This is a genomic window from Pseudomonas sp. B10(2017), assembly GCF_002113295.1.
In the GTDB taxonomy this organism is placed as follows: domain Bacteria; phylum Pseudomonadota; class Gammaproteobacteria; order Pseudomonadales; family Pseudomonadaceae; genus Aquipseudomonas; species Aquipseudomonas pudica.
In genome coordinates this window covers 152,587-176,958 of record NZ_NEJU01000004.1, presented here as the reverse complement: position 1 = coordinate 176,958, position 24,372 = coordinate 152,587, and the positions used below count along the sequence as shown (strand labels likewise).

The following is a 24,372-nucleotide window of genomic DNA, read 5'->3' as shown; positions in this document are numbered from 1 at the left end:
GCCCTTATGCCGCGTCGCGCTGGCCGCCGCTGCGGTAGTTGTCCACAGCCTCGATCAGTGCCTGGAGAATCGCCGAACTGTCGCCAATTACCGACAGGTCGGCCCGTTTGATCATGTCGCAGCCCGGGTCCATGTTGATCGCCACCACTTTGTCGCAGGCGCCGATGCCCTGCAGGTGCTGGATCGCGCCCGAGATACCCACAGCCACGTAGACCCGCGCGGTAACCCAGGTACCGGTGGCACCCACCTGACGGTTACGGGGCATGAAGCCGTCGTCCACCGCCACCCGCGAGGCGCCTTCGGTGGCGCCAAGGGCCGCAGTGGCCTTGTGATAAAGGTCCCAATCCTTGACCCCGTTGCCGCCCGAAACGATGAACTCGGCCTCGGCCATGGCAATGGTGGCAGGGTCCACGGCCACCGAGCCCAGGTCTTCGATCCGCGACAGGCTACGCGCAACGCTTGTGGACAACTCCACCGGCAGCGCTTCGTGACGGGTTTCGCTGACCGGCTCGGCGCACTCGGCCGCCGCCAGGATCAAGCGTGGTACGGCGCGCTGCAAATCCTGCTGGCCGGCACCGGCACGGCCGATGCACTGGCCGTCCTTGACCTGCCATACCCGCGTCGCCGGGCGCTCGCCCAGTGCCGCGCCCAGGCGCCGGCCCAGTTCGCCACCACCGGTGCGGCTGTCGGGCAGCAGCCAGTGGCGCGGGGTGAACTGGTTATCCACAGCCCGCAGGCCTTGTACCAGTTGCTCCGGTGCATAACCTTCGAATGCCTCGCCTTCGATGACCAGCAGGCGGTCGACCCCGGCTGTGGAAAAGTTGCTTTCCTTATGCTCGCCAAACACCACTGCCAACACCGCACCGTCGCTGCCGGCCAGGCTGTGGGCCAGGCCGAGCAGGTCGCGGTCGTGGCTGCTCAGGCGGCCACCGACCATGTCCGGCACCACGGCAATGTAGAACGCCGGCGCAGGTACCTGGTGCAGCGGCAGCTTGACCTCAACCGCCGCCGTGCGTCGCCCGCCCACGGCAGTGCCCTGCTGGGCGCCGCTGCGGTCGATGCGCTTGATGCCGGCCGGGCCGATGAAGCCTGCGGCAATCGCATGGGGGTTCTTGCGGATGAGGCCGTTGGGCCCCATCCAGCTGGTCTGCTGCGTCTGCATCGCTGCATGCAGCGGGTGCAGACGGTTACGGGCGATCCACTCGGCGCGTGGGTCGCGGCGGATAATGTCGCTCATCAGTGCACCTCCGCAGGTTCACGTTTGGCCGTTTGCGGCTTTGGGGCAGAGGGCGCGTCCGCTTCGATCAGCACGTCGGCCACCAGCTCGGCCAGGTCCTTGATCTGTGGGCGCGGTTCGACCACGCCTTCGAGCATGGCGGTGCACTGTGGGCACCCCACGGCTACGAGTTCGGCCTCGGTCTCGCGGATGTCGTCCATGCGCATGTCCGGGATACGCTGCTTGCCCGGGATGTCGGTGATCGGCGCACCGCCGCCACCGCCGCAGCAGCGGGAACGGAAGCCGGAGCGCTGCATCTCGCGCACTTCGATACCCAGGGCTTTGAGCACAGCCCGTGGAGCTTCGTACTCACCGTTGTAACGGCCCAGGTAGCACGGGTCGTGGTAGGTGACGCTGCCCCCCTTGTGCTGGCCAAGGTTGAGCTTGTTGGCCGCGATCAGTTCGGCGATGTAGGTACTGTGGTGCTGCACCTGATAGTCGCCGCCCAGGGCGCCGTACTCGTTCTTCAGCACATGGAAGCTGTGCGGGTCACAGGTGACGATGCGCTGGAACTTGTATTTGGCCAGGGTCTGGATATTGCGTTTGGCCAATTGCTGGAAGGTCGCCTCATCGCCCAGACGGCGAGCCACGTCGCCGCTATCGCGCTCTTCCAGGCCGAGCACGGCAAAGTCCACGCCCGAAGCCTTGAGCACCTTGACGAACGAGCGCAGGGTGCGCTGGTTGCGCATGTCGAAGGCACCGTCACCGACCCAGAACAGCACCTCGGTGGTTTTCACCTCCGACAGCAGTTGCAGGTTGAGGTCGGCGGCCCAGTTCATGCGGCCACCGGGGGCGAAGCCGCCCGGGTTGTCGGTAGCGATCAGGTTGTCCAGCACTTCGGCACCCTTGTTCGGGGTAGCGCCTTTTTCCAGGGTGAGGTGACGGCGCATGTCGACGATGGCATCGACGTGCTCGATCATCATCGGGCATTCCTCGACGCAGGCACGGCAGGTGGTGCACGACCACAGCGTTTCGGCGTCGACCAGGCCATTGACGATCGGCTGGTGCGGGTGGCCGCCATGCTCACCGATCGGTTTGCCCGGGTATGGGCTGCCGGCGAACTGCGCATCGGTGCCACCGGCCAGGCCGATGACCATGTCCTGGATGAGCTTTTTCGGGTTCAGCGGCTGGCCGGCAGCAAAGGCCGGGCACATAGCTTCGCATTTACCGCACTGCACGCAGGCGTCGAAGCCCAGCAGCTGGTTCCAGGTGAAGTCCACCGGCTTTTCCACGCCCAGCGGCGCGTTCGGGTCTTCCAGGTCCAGCGGCTTGAGGCCGGTGGAGCGGCCGCCGCCGAAGCGTTCGGCGCGGCGGTGCCAGGCCAGGTGCAGGGCACCGGCGAAGGCGTGTTTCATCGGGCCGCCCCAGGTCATGCCGAAGAACAGCTCCGACACGCCCCACAGCACGCCCAGGCCGAGAATGCCCACCATCACCCAGCCACCGGTGTTGGCCGGCAGGATGCCGGCGACCGGCAAGGTGGCGATGAAGAAGCTCACGGCAAACGCCAGCAGGCTCTTCGGCAGGCGCATCCACGGGCCCTTGGACAGGCGCGAAGGCGGGTTGAGGCGGCGCTTGAAGACGAAGATGGCGCCGCTGAACATGATCACGGTAGCCACCAGCAACGCGTAGCCGAGAATCTTGCTCTGCAGGCCGAAGCCGTGCACCAGGATCGCCAGCACGGCCGACAGCACGAAGCCGCCAGCGGTGGCCACGTGGGTCTTGGACATGTACTTGTCGCGCTCGACCACATGGTGCAGGTCCACCAGGTAACGGCGCGGCATGGCCAGCAGGCCGCCGATCAGGTTGACCTTGGACGGCCGGCCACGCCGCCACATGCGCACCCGGCGCAGGGCGCCGAGCACTGCCAGGCCAAGGGCAGCGAACAGCAGAATAGGTAGAAGGGTGTTCAACATGGGAGGCTCCCACAACAGCTGGATTCTTGCGCCACTCTGAAGATGGGATTGGCCCCTTGTGGGAGCGGGTTTACCCGCGAATGCGTCAGATCAGACAACTTTGTTGCTTGTGCTGACGCTTTCGCGGGTGAACCCGCTCCCACAGGGACCGCGCCCGGTGGCGACGATTTTTCTCGATCAGAAGTCCTTGCACAGGCGCAAGGCGTCGTAGATCGCCGCATGCACGTTGCGCTGGGCCACGCAGTCGCCGATGCGGTACAGCAGGTAGCCTTCGCCCGGCTGGCTGAGGATCGGCTGTGGCTTGATGGCGAACAGCGCCTCCACGTCGATCTGGCCTTTGTTGCGCGAACCTTCCTTCAGTGCGTAGTACAGCTGCTCGTCAGGACGCACGCCGTTCTCCACCACCACCTGGTCGACCACACGCTCTTCCTTGGCGCCGGTGTATTCGTTTTCCAGCACCGCCACCAGCTTGTCGCCTTCGCGGTAGACCTTTTCCAGCATCATGTCGCCGGTCATGATCACTTCTTTCGGATACATGCTGCGGTAGTAGGTCGGGAAGGTAGTACCGCCCATGGCCACGCCCGGCTTGATGTCGTCGGTGACGATCTCCACCTGGCTGCCCTTGTCGGCGATGAAGTCAGCCACCGACATGCCGGTGAACTCGCAGATGGTGTCGTACACCAGCACGTTCTTGCCCGGCGCAACCTTGCCGTCGAGCACATCCCAGCTGCTGACCACCAGCCCTTCGGCGGCGCCCCAGTGCTCGTTCTGCTCCAGGAACGAATGCCCACCCACCGCCAGCACGATGATGTCCGGGCGCAGGTCCTGGATGGTCGCCACGTCAGCGGCGGTGCCAAGGCGCAGGTCAATCTTCAGGCGGGCGAACTCCAGCTGGTACCAGCGAGTGATACCGGCGATCTGGTCGCGCTGCGGCGCCTTGGCGGCGATGGTGATCTGCCCGCCGATCTGGTCCTTCTTCTCGAACACGGTCACGTCGTGGCCGCGCTCGGCAGCCACGCGGGCCGCTTCCATACCGGCAGGGCCGGCGCCGACGATGACGACCTTGCGCTTGGGCCCGGTGGTCTTCTCGATGATGTGCGGCACCCCCATGTATTCGCGGGAGGTCGCGGCGTTCTGGATGCACAGCACGTCCAGGCCCTGATACTGGCGGTCGATGCAGTAGTTGGCACCGACGCACTGCTTGATCTGGTCGACCTGGCCCATCTTGATCTTGGCGATCAGGTGCGGGTCGGCGATGTGCGCGCGGGTCATGCCGACCATGTCGACATAGCCGCCTTCCAGGATGCGCGTGGCCTGGTTCGGGTCCTTGATGTTCTGCGCGTGCAGTACCGGGACCTTGACCACTTCCTTGATGCCGGCGGCCAGGTGCAGGAACGGCTCCGGCGGGTAGCTCATGTTGGGGATGACGTTGGCCAGGGTGTTATGGGTGTCGCAACCCGAGCCGACCACGCCGATGAAATCGATCATGCCGGTGGCGTCGTAGTAGGCGGCGATCTGCTTCATGTCCTCGTGACTGAGGCCATCGGGGTGGAACTCGTCGCCACAGATACGCATGCCCACGCAGAAATCGTCACCGACTTCGGCGCGTACGGCCTTCAGTACTTCCAGGCCGAACTTCATGCGGCCTTCGAAGGTGCCGCCCCATTCGTCGGTACGCTTGTTGACGCGCGGGCTCCAGAACTGGTCGATCATGTGCTGGTGCACGGCCGACAGTTCCACGCCGTCCAGGCCACCTTCCTTGGCGCGGCGGGCAGCTTGCGCGTAGTTGCCGATCACGCGCCAGATCTCTTCCACCTCGATGGTCTTGCAGGTGGCGCGGTGCACGGGTTCACGGATACCCGACGGCGACATCAGGGTCGGCCAGTTGAAGCCGTCCCAACGCGAGCGACGGCCCATGTGGGTAATCTGGATCATGATCTTGGCGCCATGCTTGTGCATGGCGTCAGCCAGGTTCTGGAAGTGCGGGATGATGCGGTCGGTCGACAGGTTGACCGACGACCACCACTCCTGCGGGCTGTCGATGGCCACCACCGACGAGCCGCCGCAGATCGCCAGGCCGATACCGCCCTTGGCCTTTTCTTCGTAGTACTTCACGTAGCGGTCGGTCGTCATGCCGCCGTCAGTGGCGTAGACCTCGGCGTGCGCGGTGCTGAGCACACGGTTGCGGATGGTCAGTTTGCCGATCTGGATCGGCTGGAACATTGCTTCGAATGCCATGACGCTATCTCCGGCTTACAACGGCTTGACGACGAACAGGCCATCTTCGTGACCTTCTTCCGACCCGCCATAGACCTGTTCGGCCACAGTGCGAATCGAGCTGCCGCGGGCAGCGAGAATCTGGTCCATGGCGCCGGCGAACCAGCCGGTGAACATGTAGTCGACCTTGCGGCCGCACTTGCCATAGACGTACACGAACGCGGAGTGCTTGAGCTTGACGCTGCAGGTTCCCTTGTCGAGGTCGATGTCCTGGATCTCGAACAGGCCCCAGCCACGCTGGCTCAGGCGCTTCATGTAGTGCTCGAACACCGCCACGCCTTCCAGGCCATGGCACTCAGCTTCTTTTTCACACCAGTGCCAGGCGGACTTGTAGCCGGCCTTGTAGAGGATCTCGGCATACTTGTCGGCGCCCAGGACTTCTTCGATGCCCATGTGGTTGTTGACGAAGAAATGGCGCGGCACATACAGCATCGGCAAGGCGTCGCTGGTCCAGACACCGGTCTCGCTGTCTACTTCGATTGGCAATTGCGGGGCGATCTTGGCCATGGAAACTCAACTCCATAAAATTTTTTATTGGGATGCCCCGGCGTTGCTGGCAGGGGCTTTCAGGCTTGGAGAGCGGCTTACTCGCCCCACACGTCCTTGAGGACGTTGACCCAGTTCTCACCCATGATCTTGCGCACCACGCGCTCGGAGTGGCCGCGCTTGAGCAAGGTTTCGGTGAGGTTGGGGAATTCGCCCACAGTGCGGATGCCCAGCGGGTTGATGATCTTGCCGAAGTTGGTCAGGCGACGGGCGTAACCCTTGTCGTGGGTCAGGTACTCGAAGAAGTCCTGGCCGTGGCCCTGGGTGAAGTCGGTACCGATACCGATGGCGTCTTCACCAACGATGTTCATGGTGTATTCGATGGCTTCGGCGTAGTCGTCGATGGTGGAGTCGATGCCCTTGGCCAGGAACGGCGCGAACATGGTCACACCGACGAAACCGCCATGGTCGGCGATGAACTTCAGCTCTTCGTCCGACTTGTTGCGCGGGTGCTCTTTCAGGCCCGAAGGCAGGCAGTGCGAGTAGCAGACCGGCTTTTTCGACTCGAGAATGACTTCTTCGGAGGTCTTGGAGCCGACGTGGGACAGGTCGCACATGATGCCGACGCGGTTCATTTCGGCAACGATCTCGCGGCCGAAGCCCGACAGGCCGCCGTCACGCTCGTAGCAGCCGGTGCCGACCAGGTTCTGAGTGTTGTAGCACATCTGCACGATGCCCACGCCCAGCTGCTTGAAGACGTCGACATAGGCGATCTGGTCTTCGAAGGCATGGGCGTTCTGGAAGCCGAAAAGGATACCGGTCTTGCCCAGCTCCTTGGCCTTGCGGATGTCGGCAGTGGTGCGCACCGGCATCACCAGGTCGCTGTTTTCGCGGATCAGCTTCTGGCTGGCGGCGATGTTGTCGACGGTAGCCTTGAAACCTTCCCAGACCGACACCGTGCAGTTGGCCGCAGTCAACCCGCCTTTGCGCATGTCCTCGAACAGCTCGCGGTTCCATTTGGCAATGATCAGGCCGTCAATGACGATGCTGTCGGCGTGAAGTTCGGCTGGGCTCATCAGGCTGTCCCCTTTTATTGAATGGGTTTGCGCCAAACCTTATTGCCGGCGCTTTGGGGCCAGCATATGCCTGTGCCCAACAGCGCCCCGATGCAAAAACGACAGGGGGTTTGCCGAAAGCGTCAATGCGCGACATCGCGCCCTCTGGCGCGCCGTCTGGCGATGAGAGACAGTCTCGATAACGACATTTCCGGCCGTTTCATGAACATTTCTTCAGGGAGCTATCGTCTTGCCGACAGCTGAGCGAGAATCCAGCCGATTCGTCAGCCTTGTTGAGGAGAAAACGGATGAAATCAATGGCATGGCTGGTATTGCTGGCTATCGTATCGGGCGCCCACGCCGGCGAAGAAGAAAGCACCCCGTGCGACAACGTCGAGACCGACCAGCAGACATATGCTTGCGCGGCATTCAACAAGCAGACGGCCGAGCGTGAACTGAAGTCGGCGTATGACGACCTTATCCAGCGCATTCGCGACCAGTACGCCGACGAAAGCGACAAGGCCGATGCCCTGGCCGGGCGCATGGATGCCGCCGAGAAACTGTGGACGCAGCTGCGCGATGCCGACTGCAAGGTAGAAACCTACGCCGAGAAGCCGGGCAGCAAAGCGTTCGAAGCGGCGTGGAACACCTGCGTGGCACAGCGCAGCGATGACCGCTCGGAATACCTGCAGTCCATCGGCCAGCAGTAAGGAAGTTCCTGGGCAGGAAAGGCTGTCGGCTTATCTGTCTTGACGATCCGAACCAAAGTGCGTCCCCGGCGCCTCGCCCGAGGTGCCGATGATGAACTAGATCGGAAACCAAGACATGACCTCTACTATCAGCAAGACCGACATGAACAGCGCCATTGCCGCCCTGAAGAAAGAAGGCGAAGAACGCGCCGTCATGGTAGCCAACACCGTCTGCATCTTTGCCCCGGATGTACCGGCCAGTGTTGCCGAAGATGTGCTCGATGGCATGCGCCTGATGAACCTGTCGGCGAACAAGAAGTTCGACAAGGAAACCCAGCAGCGCGAGTGGTACAACTTCTACAACGACGGTCTGGGCAAATTCGGCTGGACGCTGACCGGCGCCGCCCATGTCGAGGAAGCAATCGACAAGGACACCCACACGCTGGCCACCCTGGTGCCCCAGATTGTCACCGTCCAGATCGGCGCCAGCCACCGCCTGAGCCGCTGTGTACAACGCTCCTTCGAAGCGATCGTACAAACGCCGAAGGCGCAGCAACTGCTTGAAGAAAGCAGCGTGAGCGTTTCGGGGAAATCCAGCACCATTCAGATTTCGGCCTGCGAGATGACACCGCAAGGGCTGCCGATCATGCACATGACCAGCGTTCAGCTGAGCTATGACAAGGCCGAGAAAGCCGCAGGGTCGGCTGGCCGCATCATCGACAAGTCGAACACCCGGGTTTACCGGGCCTCGCAGCAGGGCTCGTTCAGTGTTCGTCACTTCGACGCCATGCGCGATGCCGTCAGGATGAAGCTGGCCAGCCAGGCGTTCGACATCCTGGCGCTGGACATCTGACCTGAACCTGGCGCCGCCCAGCGGCGCCAGGCTCCCCTTCCTACTTTGCGACGAGGGCCAGAAGCATGCCCACCAAACCTGCCACCCAACCATGGGAGGACCTTCACGCCTGCCTGCGCCTGGCGCAACTGGGGGCCAACCAGGCTCACGATCGTCAACAGGACGGCCAGCGCTGGTTCAACCATTTTCTACAGGGCCTGGAAGACATCGGTATCGAATTGTTCGAACGGACGACGAAAAGCATCAACTGCGTACCCACGGATGCCGTGTTTCAGGACGTCTTCAACGGCTGGATTCCAGCGCCCCAGAGGCGCAACCTCAAGTTCGAGCGGGTTGCCAAGGACATACTCAATGGCTTGAAACAGCCAGACCTCGCCCTGCTGCGCAGCACCTCGGCCAGCTCGCACCTGCGCATCGACTTTGACCTGGATGACAACGGCAGCCCCCTGGCGATCATCTTTCACTTGTGCTGTGCGACCGACCCGGATGCTCCGCGGACGCGCGTGGCCCTGCTACTGGACCATATGGGCGCCAAACTCGACACTCGGGCTTTCGAGGCGCGGCGAGTACAGATCGAAAACCGCCTCCAGGCGTATTCCGACCTCGATCAGTTCTGATCCGGCAGCTGTGGCTTCAGCGCCTGACGCTCTTCACGAGGACAGCGTCCAAAGCGCCTTTTGTACCGGCGGGTAAAGTACGACGGCAACTCGAAACCGCATGCCACACTTACCTGCGTGATGCTCATCTGCGTCTGGCAAAGCAGCTGACGCGCCTTGTCCAGACGCAGGTCAAGATAGAACCCACTGGGCGTGTCATTCAGGTGCAGACGAAACAAGCGCTCCAGTTGACGCCTGGTGATCATGGCACGGGCGGCCAGCTCCAATGTGCTCAACGGTGGCTCAGTATGCTTTTCCATCTCGCCGATCACCTGCACCAGCTTGCGGTTGCTGATGCCATAGCGAGAGGCAATCTGCATCCGCTGATGATCCTGCCGCGGCCGAATGCGGCCCAACACGAACTGCTCCGATACCTGCACCGCCAGCTCGCTGCCGTGGGATTGCGCAATCAGGTCGAGCATCAGGTCGATCGAGGCAGTGCCACCCGCGCAGGTGATGCGCCGGCGATCGATTTCGAACAGCTCCTGGGTCGCCTGCAGGCTCGGATAGTTCTCCTTGAACGCCTCCAGCGCCTCCCAGTGCACGGTGGCGCGATGGCCGTCGAGCAGACCGGCCTCGGCCAGCACCACCGCGCCGGTATCGATGCCCCCCAGAACAACCCCCTCATGGTCCAGGCGGCGTAGCGCCTGCTGCAGCGCCGGCCCGTAACAGGCCAATGGCTCGAAGCCGGCGACGATCAGCAGGATGCCGCCAGGTCCGCCCGCCGCCAGCGCTGCATCGGCGTTCACCGACATGCCATTGCTGGCCTGCACTGCGCCTCCGTCCAGGCTCAACACCTGCCAGCGATACAACGAGCCCTTGAAGCGGTTGGCCACCCGCAGTGGTTCCAGGGCACTGATGAAACCCATGGCCGAGAACCCGGGCAACAACAGGAAGTGAATGATTTGCGGCATTGCATGCTCCACGGCAAAGGTGGTCGCCTCCGTGCAAATGTTGGTCGCCAGGGTGCGATTTTCCACCCTGACAGCAGCGTAGCTTCTTCATACGACCCAGAGAGGTCGAACCCCAATAACAATATGCACTGCCGATGGAGAGCCACCATGCACAGCTTGATCCGCCGCAGCCTGTTGACCCTTACCCTGAGCAGCATCGCCACTTCCCCACTATTCGCCGCCGAGCCTGCGGCCTGCAAGAACGTCCGTCTGGGCGTGGTCAACTGGACCGATGTCATCGCCACCAGCGCCATGGCCCAGGTGCTGCTCGATGGCCTTGGCTACCAGACCAAGCAGACCAGCGCCTCGCAGCAGATCATCTTCGCCGGCATCCGCGACAAACGCCTGGACATGTTCCTGGGTTACTGGAACCCGATCATGACCCAGACCATCACCCCGTTCGTCGACGCCAAGCAGGTCAAGGTGCTCGACAAGCCCAGCCTGGAAGACGCCCGCGCCACCCTGGCAGTACCCAAGTACCTGGCCGACAAGGGCCTGAAGACCTTCGCCGACATCCACAAGTTCGAAAAGGAACTGGGCGGGAAAATCTACGGCATCGAACCGGGTTCCGGCGCCAACACCCAGATCAAGGCGATGATAGCCAAGAACCAGTTCGGCCTGGGCAAGTTCCAGCTGGTCGAATCCAGCGAGGCCGGCATGCTCGCCGCCGTCGACCGTGCAGTGCGGCGCAACGAGGCCGTGGTGTTCTTTGGCTGGGCACCGCACCCGATGAACGTGAATATCGACATGGTCTACCTGGGCGACAGCCAGGACGCCCTGGGCCCTGACGAAGGCCGCGCGACAGTGTGGACGGTGACTGCGCCAGACTACGCCGAACGCTGCCCCAATGCCCACCGCCTGCTGGCGAACCTGAACTTCAGCGCCGAGGACGAGAGCCGCATGATGCAGCCGCTGCTCGACCACAAGGATGCACTGGAATCGGCCCGCCAGTGGCTCAAGGACCACCCCGAGGACAAGGCCCGCTGGCTCGAGGGTGTGACCACCTTCGATGGCAAGCCGGCTGCCGACAACCTAAACCTCACTGCCAACTGATCCGGCCCATTCGCGGGTAAACCCGCTCCCACAAGTCATGCACATGCCAGGGGCAACATCGTTCCCTGTGGGAGCGGGTTTACCCGCGAAAAGGCCACCAGACACCACAAGGAACCCCGTCATGAACCACGACGTCATCATCACCTGCGCCCTCACCGGCGCCGGCGACACCGCCTCGAAAAGCCACCTTGTTCCAGTGACCCCCAAGCAGATCGCCGAGTCTGCCGTAGAGGCCGCCAAAGCCGGCGCCACCGTGGTCCACTGCCACGTGCGCGACCCGCAAACCGGCCGTTTCAGCCGTGATGTGGCGCTGTATCGCGAAGTCATGGAACGCATCCGCGAAGCCGACGTGGACATCATCGTCAACCTTACCGCGGGCATGGGTGGCGACCTGGAAATCGGCCCAGGTGAAACACCACTGGAATTCGGCCCGGGCACCGACCTGATCGGCCCCCTGGAGCGCCTGGCGCATGTCGAAGCATTGCTGCCGGAGATCTGCACCCTCGACTGCGGCACCCTCAACTTCGGCGACGGCAACTCGATCTACGTCTCCACCCCGGCGCAACTGCGCGCTGGCGCCAAGCGCATAACCGAGCTGGGGGTAAAAGCCGAGCTGGAAATCTTCGACACCGGCCACCTGTGGTTCGCCAAGCAAATGATGAAGGAAGGCCTGCTCGACGACCCGCTGTTCCAGCTGTGCCTGGGCATCCCGTGGGGCGCGCCGGCTGATACCACCACCATGAAGGCGATGGTCGACAACTTGCCGGCCAACGTCACCTGGGCCGGGTTCGGAATCGGCCGCATGCAGATGCCGATGGCCGCACAGGCCGTGCTGCTGGGCGGCAACGTGCGGGTGGGCCTGGAGGACAACCTGTATCTGGACCGTGGCGTGTTGGCCAGCAACGGCCAGTTGGTCGAGCGCGCGGTGGAGATCATTTCGCGCCTTGGCGCCCGCGTGCTGACCCCGGCAGAAGGCCGGGAAAAGATGAACCTCAAACGCCGCTGACACTTTCAGGAGCCCAACATGACCTTCATCACCGAGATCAAGACCTTCGCCGCCCTGGGTAGTGGCGTGATCGGCAGCGGCTGGGTTGCGCGCGCCCTGGCCCACGGCCTGGACGTGGTCGCCTGGGACCCGGCGCCAGGCGCCGAGCAGGCCTTGCGCAAGCGCATCGCCAACGCCTGGCCGGCATTGGAAAAGCAAGGCCTGGCACCAGGCGCTTCACAACAACGCCTGAAGTTCGTCGACACTATCGAGGAATGCGTTCGCGATGCCGATTTCATCCAGGAAAGCGCCCCTGAACGCCTGGACCTGAAGCTCGACCTGCACGCAAAGGTCAGCGCTGCCGCAAAACCCGATGCAATCATCGGTTCCAGCACCTCGGGCCTGCTGCCCAGCGAGTTCTACGAATCTGCCACCCACCCCGAGCGCTGCGTGGTCGGCCACCCGTTCAACCCGGTGTACCTGCTGCCGCTGGTGGAAATCGTCGGTGGCAACCGCACCGCCCCCGAGGCCATCGAAGCTGCCAAAACCATCTACACCGCCCTGGGCATGCGCCCGCTGCACGTACGCAAGGAAGTGCCCGGGTTCATCGCCGACCGCCTGCTCGAAGCCCTGTGGCGCGAAGCCCTGCACCTGGTCAACGACGGCGTGGCCAGCACCGGCGAAATCGACGATGCCATCCGCTTCGGCGCCGGCCTGCGCTGGTCGTTCATGGGCACGTTCCTCACCTACACCCTGGCCGGTGGTGACGCAGGCATGCGTCACTTCATGGCCCAGTTCGGCCCGGCGCTGCAACTGCCGTGGACTTATCTGCCGGCACCAGAGCTGACCGACAAGCTGATCGACGATGTGGTCGAAGGGACCTCCGAACAACTGGGCGACCACAGCATCGCCGCGCTGGAGCGCTATCGTGATGACACCCTGTTGGCAGTGCTGGAAGCGGTGAAGACCAGCAAGGCCAAGCACGGTATGGCTTTCGGCGACTGAGGAGACCGCGATGCCCGCACTGATCACCTACCGTACCCCGGTCCAGGAAGACTGGGTCGACTACAACGGGCACCTGCGTGATGCCTACTACCTGCTGATCTTCAGCTACGCCACCGACGCGCTGATGGAGCGCATCGGCCTGGATGCCGACAGCCGCGGCCAGAGCGGTAACTCGCTGTTCACCCTGGAAGCGCACATAAACTACCTGCACGAAGTGAAGCTGGGTACCGAGGTGTGGGTGCAGACGCAGATCATCGGCTTCGATCGCAAGCGCCTGCATGTCTACCACAGCCTGCACCGGGCGGGGCTCGACGAGGCACTGGCGGCCAGCGAGCAGATGCTGCTGCATGTTGACCTGGCGGGGCCGAAGTCGGCACCGTTCAGTGAGCGTAGTGCCGGATTGCTGCAGGGGTTGGTGGATGAACAACAGGATCTGCCACCGGCCGAGTTCCTCGGACGTATGATGGGTTTGAACACCCGGCCCTGAACAAAACTGCGTACCCTGTGGGAGCGGGTTCACCCGCGAATGCGATGATGAGCTACCGACGCATTCGCGGGTGAACCCGCTCCCACAGAGGGCATGCAAGCCTTCAAGCATTGAGTAAGACAGTGTGCCAACAGCGGCGGCGGTGTTGCTTCGGGCAAAAAATAACCCCGGAAAGCCGTGAGCATCCGGGGCCAAGAGCGAGCAACATCCACTGTGCACGAACGAGGGTGACCAAACCCTCCGTTGCGGTAGATGGCTTGAGTTTGCGCACTTCCCGGCAGGTGGAATTAGCCGGGAACGACCTGTTCTTAGCCAAAGCAGCCATGGCGCCATTCTGTTGTTGCGGGCATGTCGCCAGCGTCACAGAATCGGTCGTAAATCACAGCAGCACTCTCTTAGCGATAAAAGGGACAACAGCCATGATGCATGCGGATTTGATTGACCAGGACGATCTGGCAGGCCACCTGCGGGCGCGCGGGTTCGAGATTCCGGCCGGCGCTACTGCCGAGCAGGCGTGCGAAGCGGTAGTGCGTGGGCTGACCGAGCCCAATGCACGGGCGCTGAAGGGGATGGTGGAGCAGATGTATACCGGTAGTGCGACGATCCTGCCGGCGGTGCGCCAGGCCATCGACAAACAGCTGTTGCCGGCGTTGGCGCAGTTCAACAAGCGCGCCTGACTGATTTTTCCTGTACTGGCCTCTTCGCGGGTAAACCCGCTCCCACAGGTATCGCACCAGTACCTGTGGGAGCGGGTTTACCCGCGAAGAGGCCGGTCCCGTTTCAGAGCCTTACACTGGCAAAGGTCGACTCGTTGCGCGCCTGGCTCAGGGCTGCCATCGGCCCGCTGTGCGGCGACAGGGTCATGGCTTGCGGGATCGGCATCATCGCCACCTGCTGCGCAGTGTTGGAGCCCACGCGCTCGTCACGCGGCGGAATACCGAAGTACTCGCGGTAGCACTTGGAGAAGTGGGGGGTAGACACGAAGCCGCACACCGACGCCACTTCGATGATCGACATCGGCGTCTGCTTCAGCAGCTGCCGGGCGCGGATCAGGCGCAGCTTCAGGTAGTAACGCGACGGCGAACAGTGCAGGTACTTCTGGAACAGGCGCTCGAGCTGCCGGCGCGATACCGACACGTACACTGCCAGTTCGTCCAGGTCGATCGGCTCTTCAAGGTTGGCCTCCATCAACGCGACGATTTCCTGCAGCTTAGGCTGGTTGGTGCCAAGCATGTGCTTGAGCGGCACGCGCTGGTGATCCTGCTCGTTGCGGATGCGCTCGTAGACGAACATTTCGGAAATCGCTGCCGACAGTTCACGGCCGTGGTCGCGGCTGATCAGGTGCAGCATCATGTCCAGCGGCGCGGTGCCGCCGGAGCTGGTAAAGCGGTTACGGTCGAGGGTGAACAGGCGGGTACTCATGTTGACCCGCGGGTAGGCCTCCTGCATGGCCGCCAGGCATTCCCAGTGCACGCTGCAATCGAAACCATCCAGCAGACCCGCACAGGCCAAGGCCCAGCTACCGGTACATACCGCGCCCAGACGGCGCGACTGACGGGCCTGGGTTTGCAACCAGGTGACATGCTCGCGGGTAACGCTGCGCTGGATGCCCACGCCGCCACAGACAATCACGGTATCGATGGGCGGCGCACTGTGCATGGCGGCGTCAGGGGTTATCTGCAAGCCATCGCTGGCCCACACCTGCCCACCATCGGCGGTGAGGGTGTGCCAGCGGTACAGTTCGCGGCCGGAAAGCTGGTTGGCCATGCGCAGCGGCTCCACGGCCGATGCCAGGGAAATGAGGGTGAAATTGTCCAGTAGGAGAAACCCGATGGACTGGGGGGCTGTGCGGTTCTGGGTTGGGTTCCCGGAGGTGTACGACGTCATCGCGATTTCTCCTCACACAAATGCAGGGTGTGCCTCAGGCGAGCACTGATTTCTTGTTATGTATGGCCCCGGTTTCATGTGCAGGGGCCTTGGTGCCAATCTCAACGCAAACGCCGTGCCTGAAATTGAACGGCTATCCAAAAAAACCTGAAAACGACGCCTTTGTTAGACAAATCAGGTGCTTTGATCGAGTTGGCCAATCTTCGTAGAACGGGCGTGCTAGGCGCTGTGCGTGTAACGGCTGAGCAATTTGGTGACACGCGCAGTGTAGGATGCCCAGAAACGACACTATTGAGTGTCACCGACAACGCCCACACTGATAACGACACCCGACGATCGGTATGCGCCGCGCTTGCACCATTAGGGGGCATTGGGGGGCGGTGCTGCACCTGCCTCAAACTCAAGGGCGTCTTCGCGGGTAAACCCGCTCCCACATGTACAGCACCGCGAGCGAGAGCAACGCAGTACCTGTGGGAGCGGGTTCACCCGCGAAGAGGCCCTTGATGTCAGATAAAGCTATCAGCACTCGATCGCGCTGACTGCCAAACCACCGCGCGAGGTCTCTTTGTACTTGTCGTGCATGTCGGCCCCGGTATCGCGCATGGTGCGGATTACCTGGTCGAGGGAAATGAAGTGCTCGCCATCACCACGCAGGGCCATCTGCACCGCGTTGATGGCCTTTACCGCAGCAATCGCGTTGCGCTCGATGCATGGCACCTGTACCAACCCGCCGACCGGGTCGCAGGTCAGGCCCAGGTTGTGCTCCAGGGCAATTTCGGCAGCGTTCTCCACCTGAGGCGGGGTCGCGCCCAGTACTTGGGCAAGGCCCGCTGCTGCCATGGCGCAAGCCGAGCCGACTTCACCCTGGCAGCCCACTTCGGCACCGGAGATCGACGCATTCTTCTTGCACAGGATGCCCACCGCGGCAGCACCGAGGAAGAAGTCGACCACGCTGGATTCATCCACCGCATCGCTGAAGCGCATGTAATAGTGCAGCACCGCCGGGATGATGCCCGCCGCACCGTTGGTCGGCGCGGTCACCATGCGCCCACCGGCGGCGTTTTCTTCGTTGACCGCCAAGGCGAACAGGTTGACCCATTCCATGGCGCTCATGGTCGAGCCGATCACGTTGGGCTTGCCGATTTCCTGCAGGCTGCGGTGCAGCTTTGCGGCGCGGCGGCGCACGTTCAACCCGCCGGGCAGCGTGCCTTCGTACTTGAGGCCGTTGTTGACGCATTCCTGCATGGCTTCCCACAGCTTGTGCAAGCCGGCGCGGATCTCTTCCTCGCTGCGCCAGACCTTCTCGTTGGCCATCATCAATTGCGACACGCTGAGGTCGTTTTGCTTGCACAGGCGCAGCAGTTCGGCGGCGCTGTTGAAGTCGTACGGCAGCACCGTCTGGTCGGCATCCAGTACGCCACTGGCGGCCTGAGCGGCATCAACCACGAAGCCGCCACCCACCGAGTAATAGGTGTCGCGATGCAGCTCGCCCTGCTCGCCTTCGGCGATCAGGGTCATCGCGTTGGGGTGGTACGGCAGGTTCTCGTCCAGCAGCAGCATGTCGCGGGCCCAGACGAATTCGATGGGCAGGCGGCTGTCCAGCTGCAGGGTGTTGGTTTCGCGCAGGTCGGCGATACGCGGCGCGATCTGGGTCGGGTCGATGGCGTCCGGCCATTCACCCATCAGGCCCATGATGGTGGCATTGTCGGTGCCATGCCCCACCCCCGTGGCCGACAGCGAGCCATACAGGCGCACTTCGATCCGCTTCACACGTTCCAGCTCGCCGCGTTCGCGCAGGCCCTGGACGAACAGGGCGCCAGCACGCATGGGGCCGACGGTGTGGGAGCTGGAGGGCCCGACACCGATCTTGAACAGGTCGAACACGCTGATGGCCATTGTCGAATCACCTCTTGCTGGGCTTGTCTCTGCGCGCCATGCGCAGGGCGGGGCAGCTGCTAGGCTGAAGCAGCGGGCCGCCTTGAATGCACGCATCATCGGGCTTTTACCAACCCCCTCGCCGTCTGCAACCGACGTACTTTTGTCCAGCAGCGCCGCGCTGTTTTCTACCGGGGAGCTGCCCTCGCCACGCCGCTTTCCGGCGGCCTGGTGACGTAAAAATGCGGCTGAGGGGGTGGAAAAATCCATAAGCGACATCGCCCATACTGGATACGACCCGTTCCGTACTGGTTACGACCCCACCAGTAGGCGATTGCCCAGCGCTGGAGGATTATCGAAAGCGACTCGTAAAGCACGGCCACGCATCCTGCCCTCTGCAGGCCTGGTCGACCGGACCCTGAGAAAGCCCGGCGACCCACGCGAACCCGAAGACAAAATCACAGGAGTCCATCCATGAAAGGTTCACCCTCGCTGTTGCTGGTTGCGTTGCTGTCCGCGCCTTTGCTGGCCCAGGCCGCCGAACCCGAGCAATGTCAGACGGTACGGTTCTCGGATGTCGGCTGGACCGACATCACTGTAACCACCGCGACCACCAGCGTTGTGCTCGAAGCACTGGGTTACAAGACCCACACCACCATGATCTCGGTACCGGTGACCTACAAGTCGCTGGCCACCGGCAAGGACCTGGACGTGTTTCTCGGCAACTGGATGCCGACCATGGAGAACGACATCAAGCAGTACCGCGACGCCGGCACTGTCGAAACAGTGCGCGCCAACCTGGAAAACGCCAAGTACACCTTGGCCGTACCCCAGGCGCTGTATGACAAGGGCCTGAAGGATTTCAGCGACATTCCCAAGTTCAAGAAGGAGCTGGACGGCAAGATCTACGGCATCGAGCCCGGCAACGATGGCAACCGCACCATCCAGAGCATGATCGACAAGAACGCCTTCGGCCTGAAGGACGCCGGCTTCAAGATCGTCCAGTCCAGCGAGGCCGGCATGCTGTCGCAGGTTGACCGTGCGCAGAAGCGCGGCGAGGCCATCGTGTTCCTCGGCTGGGAACCGCACCCGATGAACACTCGCTTCAAGATGCAGTACCTGACCGGCGGGGACGAGTTCTTCGGCCCCGACTTTGGCAAGGCGACCGTATTGACCAACACCCGCAAGGGCTATGTGCAGGAATGCAGCAACGTTGGCCAGCTGTTGAAGAACCTGTCGTTCGAGCTCAAGGATGAAAGCACCATGATGGGCTATGTCCTGGACGACAAGATGAAACCCGAGGCGGCGGCCAAGAAGTGGCTCAAGGACAACCCTGGCAAACTGGATGCCTGGCTGGCCGGCGTAACCACCGTGGATGGCAAACCCGGCCTTGAGGCGGCCAAGGCCAAGCTGACGCAATAACGAAATACGCAATAGCGCTACCTCGGGGCAGGCCCATGCCTGCCCCGGGTTGATTTCAATCTATGCAGGTGGAAGCTCGCTATCATGCTTATCGATCAGAAAATACCCCTGGGCCAGTACATCGCGTCGTTCGTCGAGTGGCTGACCCAGAACGGCGCGAATTACTTCGACGCCATCGCGCAAGGCCTGGAGTTCATGATCCATGGCGTCACCAGCGCCCTGACTTTCTTCAATCCGTTCGTGCTCATCGCTCTGTTCGCCGCCTTGGCGCATTTCATTCAGCGCAAGTGGGCGCTGACCGCATTCGTGGCCTTGTCGTTCCTGCTGATCCTCAACCTGGGTTACTGGCAGGAAACCATGGAAACCCTGGCGCAGGTCACCTTCGCCACAGTGGTTTGCGTGGCCATCGGCGTGCCACTGGGCATCGTCGCCGCGCACAAACCGATGTTCTATACCGCCATGCGCCCGGTACTCGACCTGATGCAGACGGTACCTACCTTCGTCTACCTGATCCCCACCCTGACCCTGTTCGGCCTGGGTGTGGTGCCGGGGCTGATCTCGACGGTGGTGTTCGCCATCGCCGCGCCGATCCGTCTCACCTATCTGGGCATCTGCGACGTCCCGCAGGAGCTGATGGACGCCGGCAAGGCGTTTGGCTGCTCGCGACGCCAGCTGCTCACCCGTATCGAACTGCCGCACGCGATGCCAAGCATCGCCGCCGGCGTTACCCAGTGCATCATGCTGTCGCTGTCGATGGTGGTGATCGCCGCTCTGGTCGGCGCTGACGGCCTGGGCAAACCTGTGGTCAACGCACTGAACACCGCCGATATTTCCCTGGGCTTCGAAGCGGGCCTGGCGATCGTGCTGCTGGCGATCATGCTCGACCGTATCTGCAAGCAACCGGACCTGCCGGTAAGGGGTGAAGCATGAGCATCATTCGTTTCGAAGACGTCGACGTCATCTTCTCCAACAAGCCGCGCGAAGCGCTGGCCCTGCTCGACCAGGGCCAGACCCGCGAGCAGATCCTCAAGCAGACCGGCCTGGTGGTGGGTGTCGAGAAGGCCAACCTGGATATCCAGAAAGGCGAGATCTGTGTGCTGATGGGCCTGTCCGGTTCGGGCAAGTCGAGTTTGCTGCGCTGCATCAACGGCCTGAACACCGTCAGCCGCGGCAAGCTGTTCGTCGAGCACGAAGGCAAGCATATCGACATTGCCCACTGCACCCCCGCCGAGCTGAAGATGATGCGCACCAAGCGCATTGCCATGGTGTTCCAGAAATTCGCCCTGATGCCTTGGCTGACCGTGCGCGAGAACATCAGCTTTGGCCTGGAAATGCAGGGCCGCCCCGAGAAGGAACGGCGCAAGCTGGTCGACGAGAAGCTCGAGCTGGTGGGCCTGACCCAGTGGCGCAACAAGAAACCGGACGAACTGTCTGGTGGCATGCAGCAGCGCGTGGGCCTGGCCCGGGCGCTGGCGATGGATGCCGACATCCTGCTGATGGACGAACCGTTTTCGGCACTGGATCCGCTGATCCGCCAGGGCCTGCAGGACGAGTTGCTTGGTCTGCAGGCGAAGCTGAGCAAGACCATCGTGTTCGTCAGCCACGACCTGGACGAGGCGCTGAAGCTGGGTAGCCGCATCGCCATCATGAAGGATGGCCGGATCATCCAGTACAGCAAGCCGGAAGAGATCGTGCTCAACCCGGCCGACGAGTATGTACGTACCTTCGTCGCCCACACCAACCCGCTGAACGTGCTGTGCGGGCGCAGCCTGATGCGCAGCCTGGACAACTGCAAGCGGGTGAATGGTTCGGTATGCCTGGACCCGGGTATCGACTCGTGGCTGGACCTGGGCGAAGGTGGCTCGATCAAGCGCGCACGCCAAGGGCAGAACGGGCTGGACCTGCAGAACTGGGCACCTGGGCAGGATGTTGAGCTGCTGGGCCGCCGCCCAACGTTGGTCAATGCCGATATCGGCATGCGCGAGGCGCTACAGATTCGTTACCAGACCGGCAACAAGCTGGTGTTGCAGGACAACGACAAGGTGGTGGGGATTCTTGGGGATACCGAGCTGTACCACGCATTGCTCGGCAAGAATCACGGTTGATGCCATTGGGGCCGCGTTGCGGCCCATCGCCGGCAAGCCAGCTCTTACATTGGCAGCGCAGGCCCTGAGCCTTGTGCGGTCCCTGTGGGAGCTGGCTTGCCGGCGATGGGCTGCAAAGCAGCCCCAATTAATCGATCAGCGAACGACGATCCCGCGCGAAGCCATGTAGGCCTTGGCTTCCGGCACTGTGTACTCACCAAAGTGGAAGATGCTGGCCGCCAGAACCGCACTGGCGTGCCCTTCCAGAATACCGTCAGCCAGGTGCTGCAGGTTACCCACCCCACCCGAGGCAATCACCGGAATACCCAGCGCATCACTGATCGCACGGGTAACGCCCAGGTCGAAGCCGTTCTTCATGCCGTCCTGGTCCATGCTGGTCAGCAGGATCTCGCCAGCCCCCAGGCCTTCCATCTTCTTCGCCCATTCAACGGCATCCAGCCCGGTCGGTTTGCGCCCGCCGTGGGTGAAAATCTCCCAGCGCGGTTGCTCACCCGGCCCGGACACCTTCTTGGCGTCGATGGCGACAACGATGCACTGCGAACCGAAACGGTCCGCTGCCTCGCCGACAAACTCCGGGTTGAACACTGCGGCCGTGTTGATCGAGACCTTGTCGGCACCGGCATTGAGCAGGTTGCGGATGTCCTGCACAGTGCGCACGCCACCGCCCACGGTCAGCGGGATGAACACCTGGCTGGCCATGCGCTCGACGGTATGCAGCGTGGTGTCGCGGCCATCGACGCTGGCGGTGATGTCGAGGAAGGTGATTTCGTCGGCACCTTGCTCGTCGTAGCGACGGGCGATTTCCACCGGGTCGCCGGCATCACGGATGTTCTCGAACTTGACGCCCTTGACCACCCGGCCGTTGTCCACGTCCAGGCAAGGGATGATGCGCTTGGCCAGTGCCATGGTTCAGTCCTCAGCCTTGGTAGTTGTCGCAGAAGGCCTGGGCCTCGGCGACATCGAGAGTGCCTTCGTAGATGGCACGGCCGGTGATGGCGCCGATGATGCCCGGGGCCTTGGCGTCCAGCAGGGCCTTGATGTCGCCCAGGTTGTGGATGCCGCCCGAGGCGATCACGGGGATCGAGGTGGCTTCTGCCAGTGCCTTGGTGAACGGCACGTTGCAGCCCTGCATCATGCCGTCCTTGGCGATGTCGGTGTAGACGATCGCCGAGACGCCATCGGCCTCGAAACGCTTGGCCAGGTCGATGACCTGAACCGAGCTCACTTCAGCCCAGCCGTCGGTGGCGACGAAGCCATCCTTGGCGTCCAGGCCAACGATGACCTTGCCCGGGAAGGCCTTGCACGCTTCGGCAACGAACTCCGGCTGCTTGACCGCCTTGGTGCCGATGATCACGTAGCTGACGCCGGCCTTGACGTAATGCTCGATGGTTTCCAGCGAGCGGATGCCTCCGCCGATCTGGATCGGCAGGGTCGGGTAGCGCTTGGCAATGGCGGTGACCACTTCACCGTTGACCGGCTGGCCTTCGAAGGCGCCGTTGAGGTCGACCAGGTGCAGGCGGCGGCAGCCACCCTCGACCCACTTGGCGGCCATGCTCACCGGGTCGTCGGAAAATACCGTGGAGTCTTCCATGCGGCCCTGGCGCAGGCGCACGCAGGCACCGTCCTTCAGATCGATAGCGGGGATAATCAGCATCTTGGGAACCTGTCTGTTCTTGGGGTTTCAGGGCTTCTCGAGCGCCCACAGATCACTTTCGATGCTCTCGAACCGCTCCTTGAGGTGCAGCTGAACATCGGCAATCGCCCTGTTGTAGTAATGGGGTGCAATTTCTTTGCTGAACAACTCGAGGACTTCGGCCACTTCGAACGACCCCAGCTCCAGCTCGAAACGGTCTTCGAGGAAGCGCTTGAGCGTGTGCAGCGCTTCGCGCTCCTGCTCGGGGGCCAGGGTGATGACAGGGGCCTTGGTCTTCGACCTGCTCATTTACCAGCGCCCGTCCCAGGCAACGAAGTTCTGCAGCAGCTGCAGGCCATGGGTATGGCTCTTCTCCGGGTGGAACTGCACGGCAAAGCGCGAGCCATCGGCCAGCGCAGCGGCGAAATCGACACCGTAATGGCCGCGGCCGACCACCTGGGCCGGCTTGCCGGCATTGATGTAGTAGCTGTGCACGAAGTAGAACCGCGCACGGTCGGGGATGTCGTGCCAAAGCGGGTGGTCGTTGGTCTGGCCGACTTCGTTCCAGCCCATGTGCGGCACCTTCAGGTGCTCACCGTCTTCCTGCAGGTCTTTGCCGAAGAAGCGCACCTGGCCGGGGAACATGCCGATGCAGTCGACACCGTCGTTTTCTTCGCTGTGGTCGAGCAGCGCCTGCATACCCACGCAAATGCCGAGGAACGGGCGATCCTGGCTGACCTCGCGCACCAGGCTGTCGAAGCCCAGGCGGCGGATTTCGGCCATGCAGTCGCGAATCGCGCCCACGCCCGGGAATACCACGCGGTCGGCTTCGCGGATGACCGTGGCATCGCTGGTGACCAGCACCTTACCGGCCCCTACATGCTCGAGCGCCTTGGCCACCGAGTGCAGGTTGCCCATGCCATAGTCGATTACGGCTACCGTCTGCATTTACAGGCACCCTTTGGTGGAAGGCATCTGCCCGGCCATGCGCTCGTCGAGGGTAATGGCCATGCGCAGAGCGCGGCCGAAAGCCTTGAACACGGTCTCGATCTGGTGGTGGGTGTTGTGGCCACGCAGGTTGTCGATGTGCAGGGTCACCAGGGCGTGGTTGACGAAGCCCTGGAAGAACTCCTGGAACAAGTCGACATCGAAGCCACCGACGCTGGCGCGGGTATACGGGACGTGCATCTGCAGGCCCGGGCGACCGGAGAAGTCGATGACCACGCGCGACAGCGCTTCGTCCAGAGGCACATAAGCGTGGCCGTAGCGGAAGATGCCCTTCTTGTCACCGATGGCCTGGGCGAATGCCATGCCCAGGGTGATGCCGACGTCTTCGACGGTATGGTGATCGTCGATATGCGTGTCACCCTTGCACTCGATATCCAGATCGATCAGCCCATGGCGAGCAATCTGGTCCAGCATGTGTTCAAGGAAAGGCACACCGATATCGAATCGGGCCTTGCCACTGCCATCGAGGTTGATCGAGCACTTGACCTGGGTTTCCAGGGTATTGCGCTCGACGGAAGCCTTACGTTCGACCATCACCAGCTCCGCAAAATCATTAGGCGAAAAGGGCTTCATTATAGGCCTAGAACGCGCTGGCTTGAAACGCGGATGACATATGGCAAAACGAGGAATTACGCAGGCTGGATACCGTTACAAGTCTATACAACCCGGTGACCTGGGATGATCTGGGGCTGCTTTGCAGCCCATCGCCGGCAAGCCAGCTCCCACTTGGACCGCGCTGCCCTCAAGGCCTGCG

Annotated in this window: 24 protein-coding genes; 11 read left to right on the top strand and 13 right to left on the bottom strand. The window is 62.6% G+C overall.

Features of this window, described 5'->3' with window-relative positions:
- Positions 1-4: 4 nt before the first annotated feature.
- From CAF92_RS07450 to CAF92_RS07430, 5 genes are all read right to left on the bottom strand, one after another.
- The gene (locus tag CAF92_RS07450; RefSeq protein ID WP_085600017.1) at positions 5-1,237 is read right to left on the bottom strand and encodes an electron transfer flavoprotein subunit alpha/FixB family protein; all 1,233 of its coding nucleotides are present in this window, start codon (positions 1,235-1,237) and stop codon (positions 5-7) included.
- Positions 1,237-3,189, bottom strand: a complete 1,953-nt coding sequence (gene dgcB / locus CAF92_RS07445; RefSeq protein WP_046614484.1) for a dimethylglycine demethylation protein DgcB — start codon at positions 3,187-3,189, stop codon at positions 1,237-1,239. Before dgcB ends, CAF92_RS07450 begins: the two co-directional genes overlap by 1 nt.
- A 177-nt stretch (positions 3,190-3,366) precedes the next feature.
- Positions 3,367-5,427: a dimethylglycine demethylation protein DgcA gene (dgcA, locus tag CAF92_RS07440; RefSeq protein WP_046614485.1), complete on the bottom strand. Its 2,061-nt coding sequence runs from the start codon at positions 5,425-5,427 to the stop codon at positions 3,367-3,369.
- Positions 5,428-5,442: 15 nt separating this feature from the next.
- A complete protein-coding gene (locus CAF92_RS07435; RefSeq protein ID WP_046614486.1) occupies positions 5,443-5,973 on the bottom strand; it encodes a DUF5943 domain-containing protein in 531 nt (176 codons plus the stop codon).
- A 77-nt stretch (positions 5,974-6,050) separates the two neighbouring features.
- Positions 6,051-7,028 carry a dipeptidase gene (locus tag CAF92_RS07430; protein ID WP_023382781.1) on the bottom strand — a complete coding sequence of 326 codons (978 nt, stop codon included), beginning with the start codon at positions 7,026-7,028 and terminating at the stop codon, positions 6,051-6,053.
- Between the two features lie 287 nt (positions 7,029-7,315).
- On the opposite strand from CAF92_RS07430, the gene CAF92_RS07425 reads away from it, so the two are divergent.
- From CAF92_RS07425 to CAF92_RS07415, 3 genes are all read left to right on the top strand, one after another.
- Positions 7,316-7,717, top strand: a complete 402-nt coding sequence (locus tag CAF92_RS07425) for a lysozyme inhibitor LprI family protein (RefSeq protein ID WP_085600016.1) — start codon at positions 7,316-7,318, stop codon at positions 7,715-7,717.
- Between the two features lie 115 nt (positions 7,718-7,832).
- Entirely contained in the window at positions 7,833-8,549 is a 717-nt protein-coding gene (locus CAF92_RS07420) for a hypothetical protein (RefSeq protein WP_085600014.1), read from the top strand.
- A 65-nt stretch (positions 8,550-8,614) separates the two neighbouring features.
- Positions 8,615-9,166: a hypothetical protein gene (locus CAF92_RS07415; RefSeq protein ID WP_085600012.1), complete on the top strand. Its 552-nt coding sequence runs from the start codon at positions 8,615-8,617 to the stop codon at positions 9,164-9,166.
- Here the strand turns inward: CAF92_RS07415 and CAF92_RS07410 are convergent.
- The gene (locus CAF92_RS07410) at positions 9,157-10,119 is read right to left on the bottom strand and encodes a GlxA family transcriptional regulator (protein ID WP_085600010.1); all 963 of its coding nucleotides are present in this window, start codon (positions 10,117-10,119) and stop codon (positions 9,157-9,159) included. The genes CAF92_RS07415 and CAF92_RS07410 overlap by 10 nt on opposite strands.
- 147 nt (positions 10,120-10,266) lie before the next feature.
- Between CAF92_RS07410 and choX the strand changes: the two genes are divergently transcribed.
- From choX to CAF92_RS07385, 5 genes are all read left to right on the top strand, one after another.
- Complete coding sequence (gene choX, locus CAF92_RS07405) at positions 10,267-11,211, top strand: choline ABC transporter substrate-binding protein (protein ID WP_085600008.1); 945 nt, start codon at positions 10,267-10,269, stop codon at positions 11,209-11,211.
- Between the two features lie 121 nt (positions 11,212-11,332).
- Complete coding sequence (locus CAF92_RS07400; RefSeq protein ID WP_046614490.1) at positions 11,333-12,217, top strand: 3-keto-5-aminohexanoate cleavage protein; 885 nt, start codon at positions 11,333-11,335, stop codon at positions 12,215-12,217.
- A gap of 18 nt (positions 12,218-12,235) precedes the next feature.
- Entirely contained in the window at positions 12,236-13,201 is a 966-nt protein-coding gene (locus CAF92_RS07395; protein WP_085600006.1) for an L-carnitine dehydrogenase, read from the top strand.
- Between the two features lie 10 nt (positions 13,202-13,211).
- Entirely contained in the window at positions 13,212-13,688 is a 477-nt protein-coding gene (locus CAF92_RS07390; RefSeq protein ID WP_085600004.1) for a thioesterase family protein, read from the top strand.
- 419 nt (positions 13,689-14,107) lie between these two features.
- Positions 14,108-14,365 carry a hypothetical protein gene (locus CAF92_RS07385; RefSeq protein WP_046614493.1) on the top strand — a complete coding sequence of 86 codons (258 nt, stop codon included), beginning with the start codon at positions 14,108-14,110 and terminating at the stop codon, positions 14,363-14,365.
- Positions 14,366-14,468: 103 nt separating this feature from the next.
- Here CAF92_RS07385 and CAF92_RS07380 read toward each other — a convergent pair whose 3' ends face one another.
- The gene (locus CAF92_RS07380; protein ID WP_025337376.1) at positions 14,469-15,575 is read right to left on the bottom strand and encodes a GlxA family transcriptional regulator; all 1,107 of its coding nucleotides are present in this window, start codon (positions 15,573-15,575) and stop codon (positions 14,469-14,471) included.
- 519 nt (positions 15,576-16,094) lie between these two features.
- Complete coding sequence (locus CAF92_RS07375) at positions 16,095-17,471, bottom strand: L-serine ammonia-lyase (RefSeq protein ID WP_046614495.1); 1,377 nt, start codon at positions 17,469-17,471, stop codon at positions 16,095-16,097.
- Between the two features lie 453 nt (positions 17,472-17,924).
- Between CAF92_RS07375 and CAF92_RS07370 the strand changes: the two genes are divergently transcribed.
- From CAF92_RS07370 to choV, 3 genes are all read left to right on the top strand, one after another.
- Positions 17,925-18,872 (top strand): choline ABC transporter substrate-binding protein, encoded by a 948-nt coding sequence (locus tag CAF92_RS07370; RefSeq protein ID WP_046614496.1) that lies wholly within the window; start codon positions 17,925-17,927, stop codon positions 18,870-18,872.
- Between the two features lie 81 nt (positions 18,873-18,953).
- Positions 18,954-19,802 carry a choline ABC transporter permease subunit gene (gene choW / locus CAF92_RS07365; protein ID WP_169774667.1) on the top strand — a complete coding sequence of 283 codons (849 nt, stop codon included), beginning with the start codon at positions 18,954-18,956 and terminating at the stop codon, positions 19,800-19,802.
- Positions 19,799-20,977 carry a choline ABC transporter ATP-binding protein gene (gene choV / locus CAF92_RS07360; protein WP_003257485.1) on the top strand — a complete coding sequence of 393 codons (1,179 nt, stop codon included), beginning with the start codon at positions 19,799-19,801 and terminating at the stop codon, positions 20,975-20,977. Before choW ends, choV begins: the two co-directional genes overlap by 4 nt.
- 135 nt (positions 20,978-21,112) lie before the next feature.
- On the opposite strand, the gene hisF is transcribed toward choV, so the two are convergent.
- Genes hisF through hisB form a run of 5 tightly spaced genes read right to left on the bottom strand, consistent with a single transcriptional unit; the run spans position 21,113 to position 24,152 of the window.
- Positions 21,113-21,883 (bottom strand): imidazole glycerol phosphate synthase subunit HisF, encoded by a 771-nt coding sequence (hisF, locus tag CAF92_RS07355; RefSeq protein ID WP_025337372.1) that lies wholly within the window; start codon positions 21,881-21,883, stop codon positions 21,113-21,115.
- Between the two features lie 10 nt (positions 21,884-21,893).
- A complete protein-coding gene (hisA, locus tag CAF92_RS07350; RefSeq protein ID WP_003257484.1) occupies positions 21,894-22,631 on the bottom strand; it encodes a 1-(5-phosphoribosyl)-5-[(5-phosphoribosylamino)methylideneamino]imidazole-4-carboxamide isomerase in 738 nt (245 codons plus the stop codon).
- Positions 22,632-22,658: 27 nt separating this feature from the next.
- Positions 22,659-22,919 carry a DUF2164 domain-containing protein gene (locus CAF92_RS07345; RefSeq protein WP_046614499.1) on the bottom strand — a complete coding sequence of 87 codons (261 nt, stop codon included), beginning with the start codon at positions 22,917-22,919 and terminating at the stop codon, positions 22,659-22,661.
- Positions 22,920-23,558 (bottom strand): imidazole glycerol phosphate synthase subunit HisH, encoded by a 639-nt coding sequence (gene hisH, locus CAF92_RS07340; RefSeq protein WP_025337371.1) that lies wholly within the window; start codon positions 23,556-23,558, stop codon positions 22,920-22,922.
- Complete coding sequence (gene hisB, locus CAF92_RS07335; protein WP_003255736.1) at positions 23,559-24,152, bottom strand: imidazoleglycerol-phosphate dehydratase HisB; 594 nt, start codon at positions 24,150-24,152, stop codon at positions 23,559-23,561.
- Between the last annotated feature and the right edge of the window lie 220 nt (positions 24,153-24,372).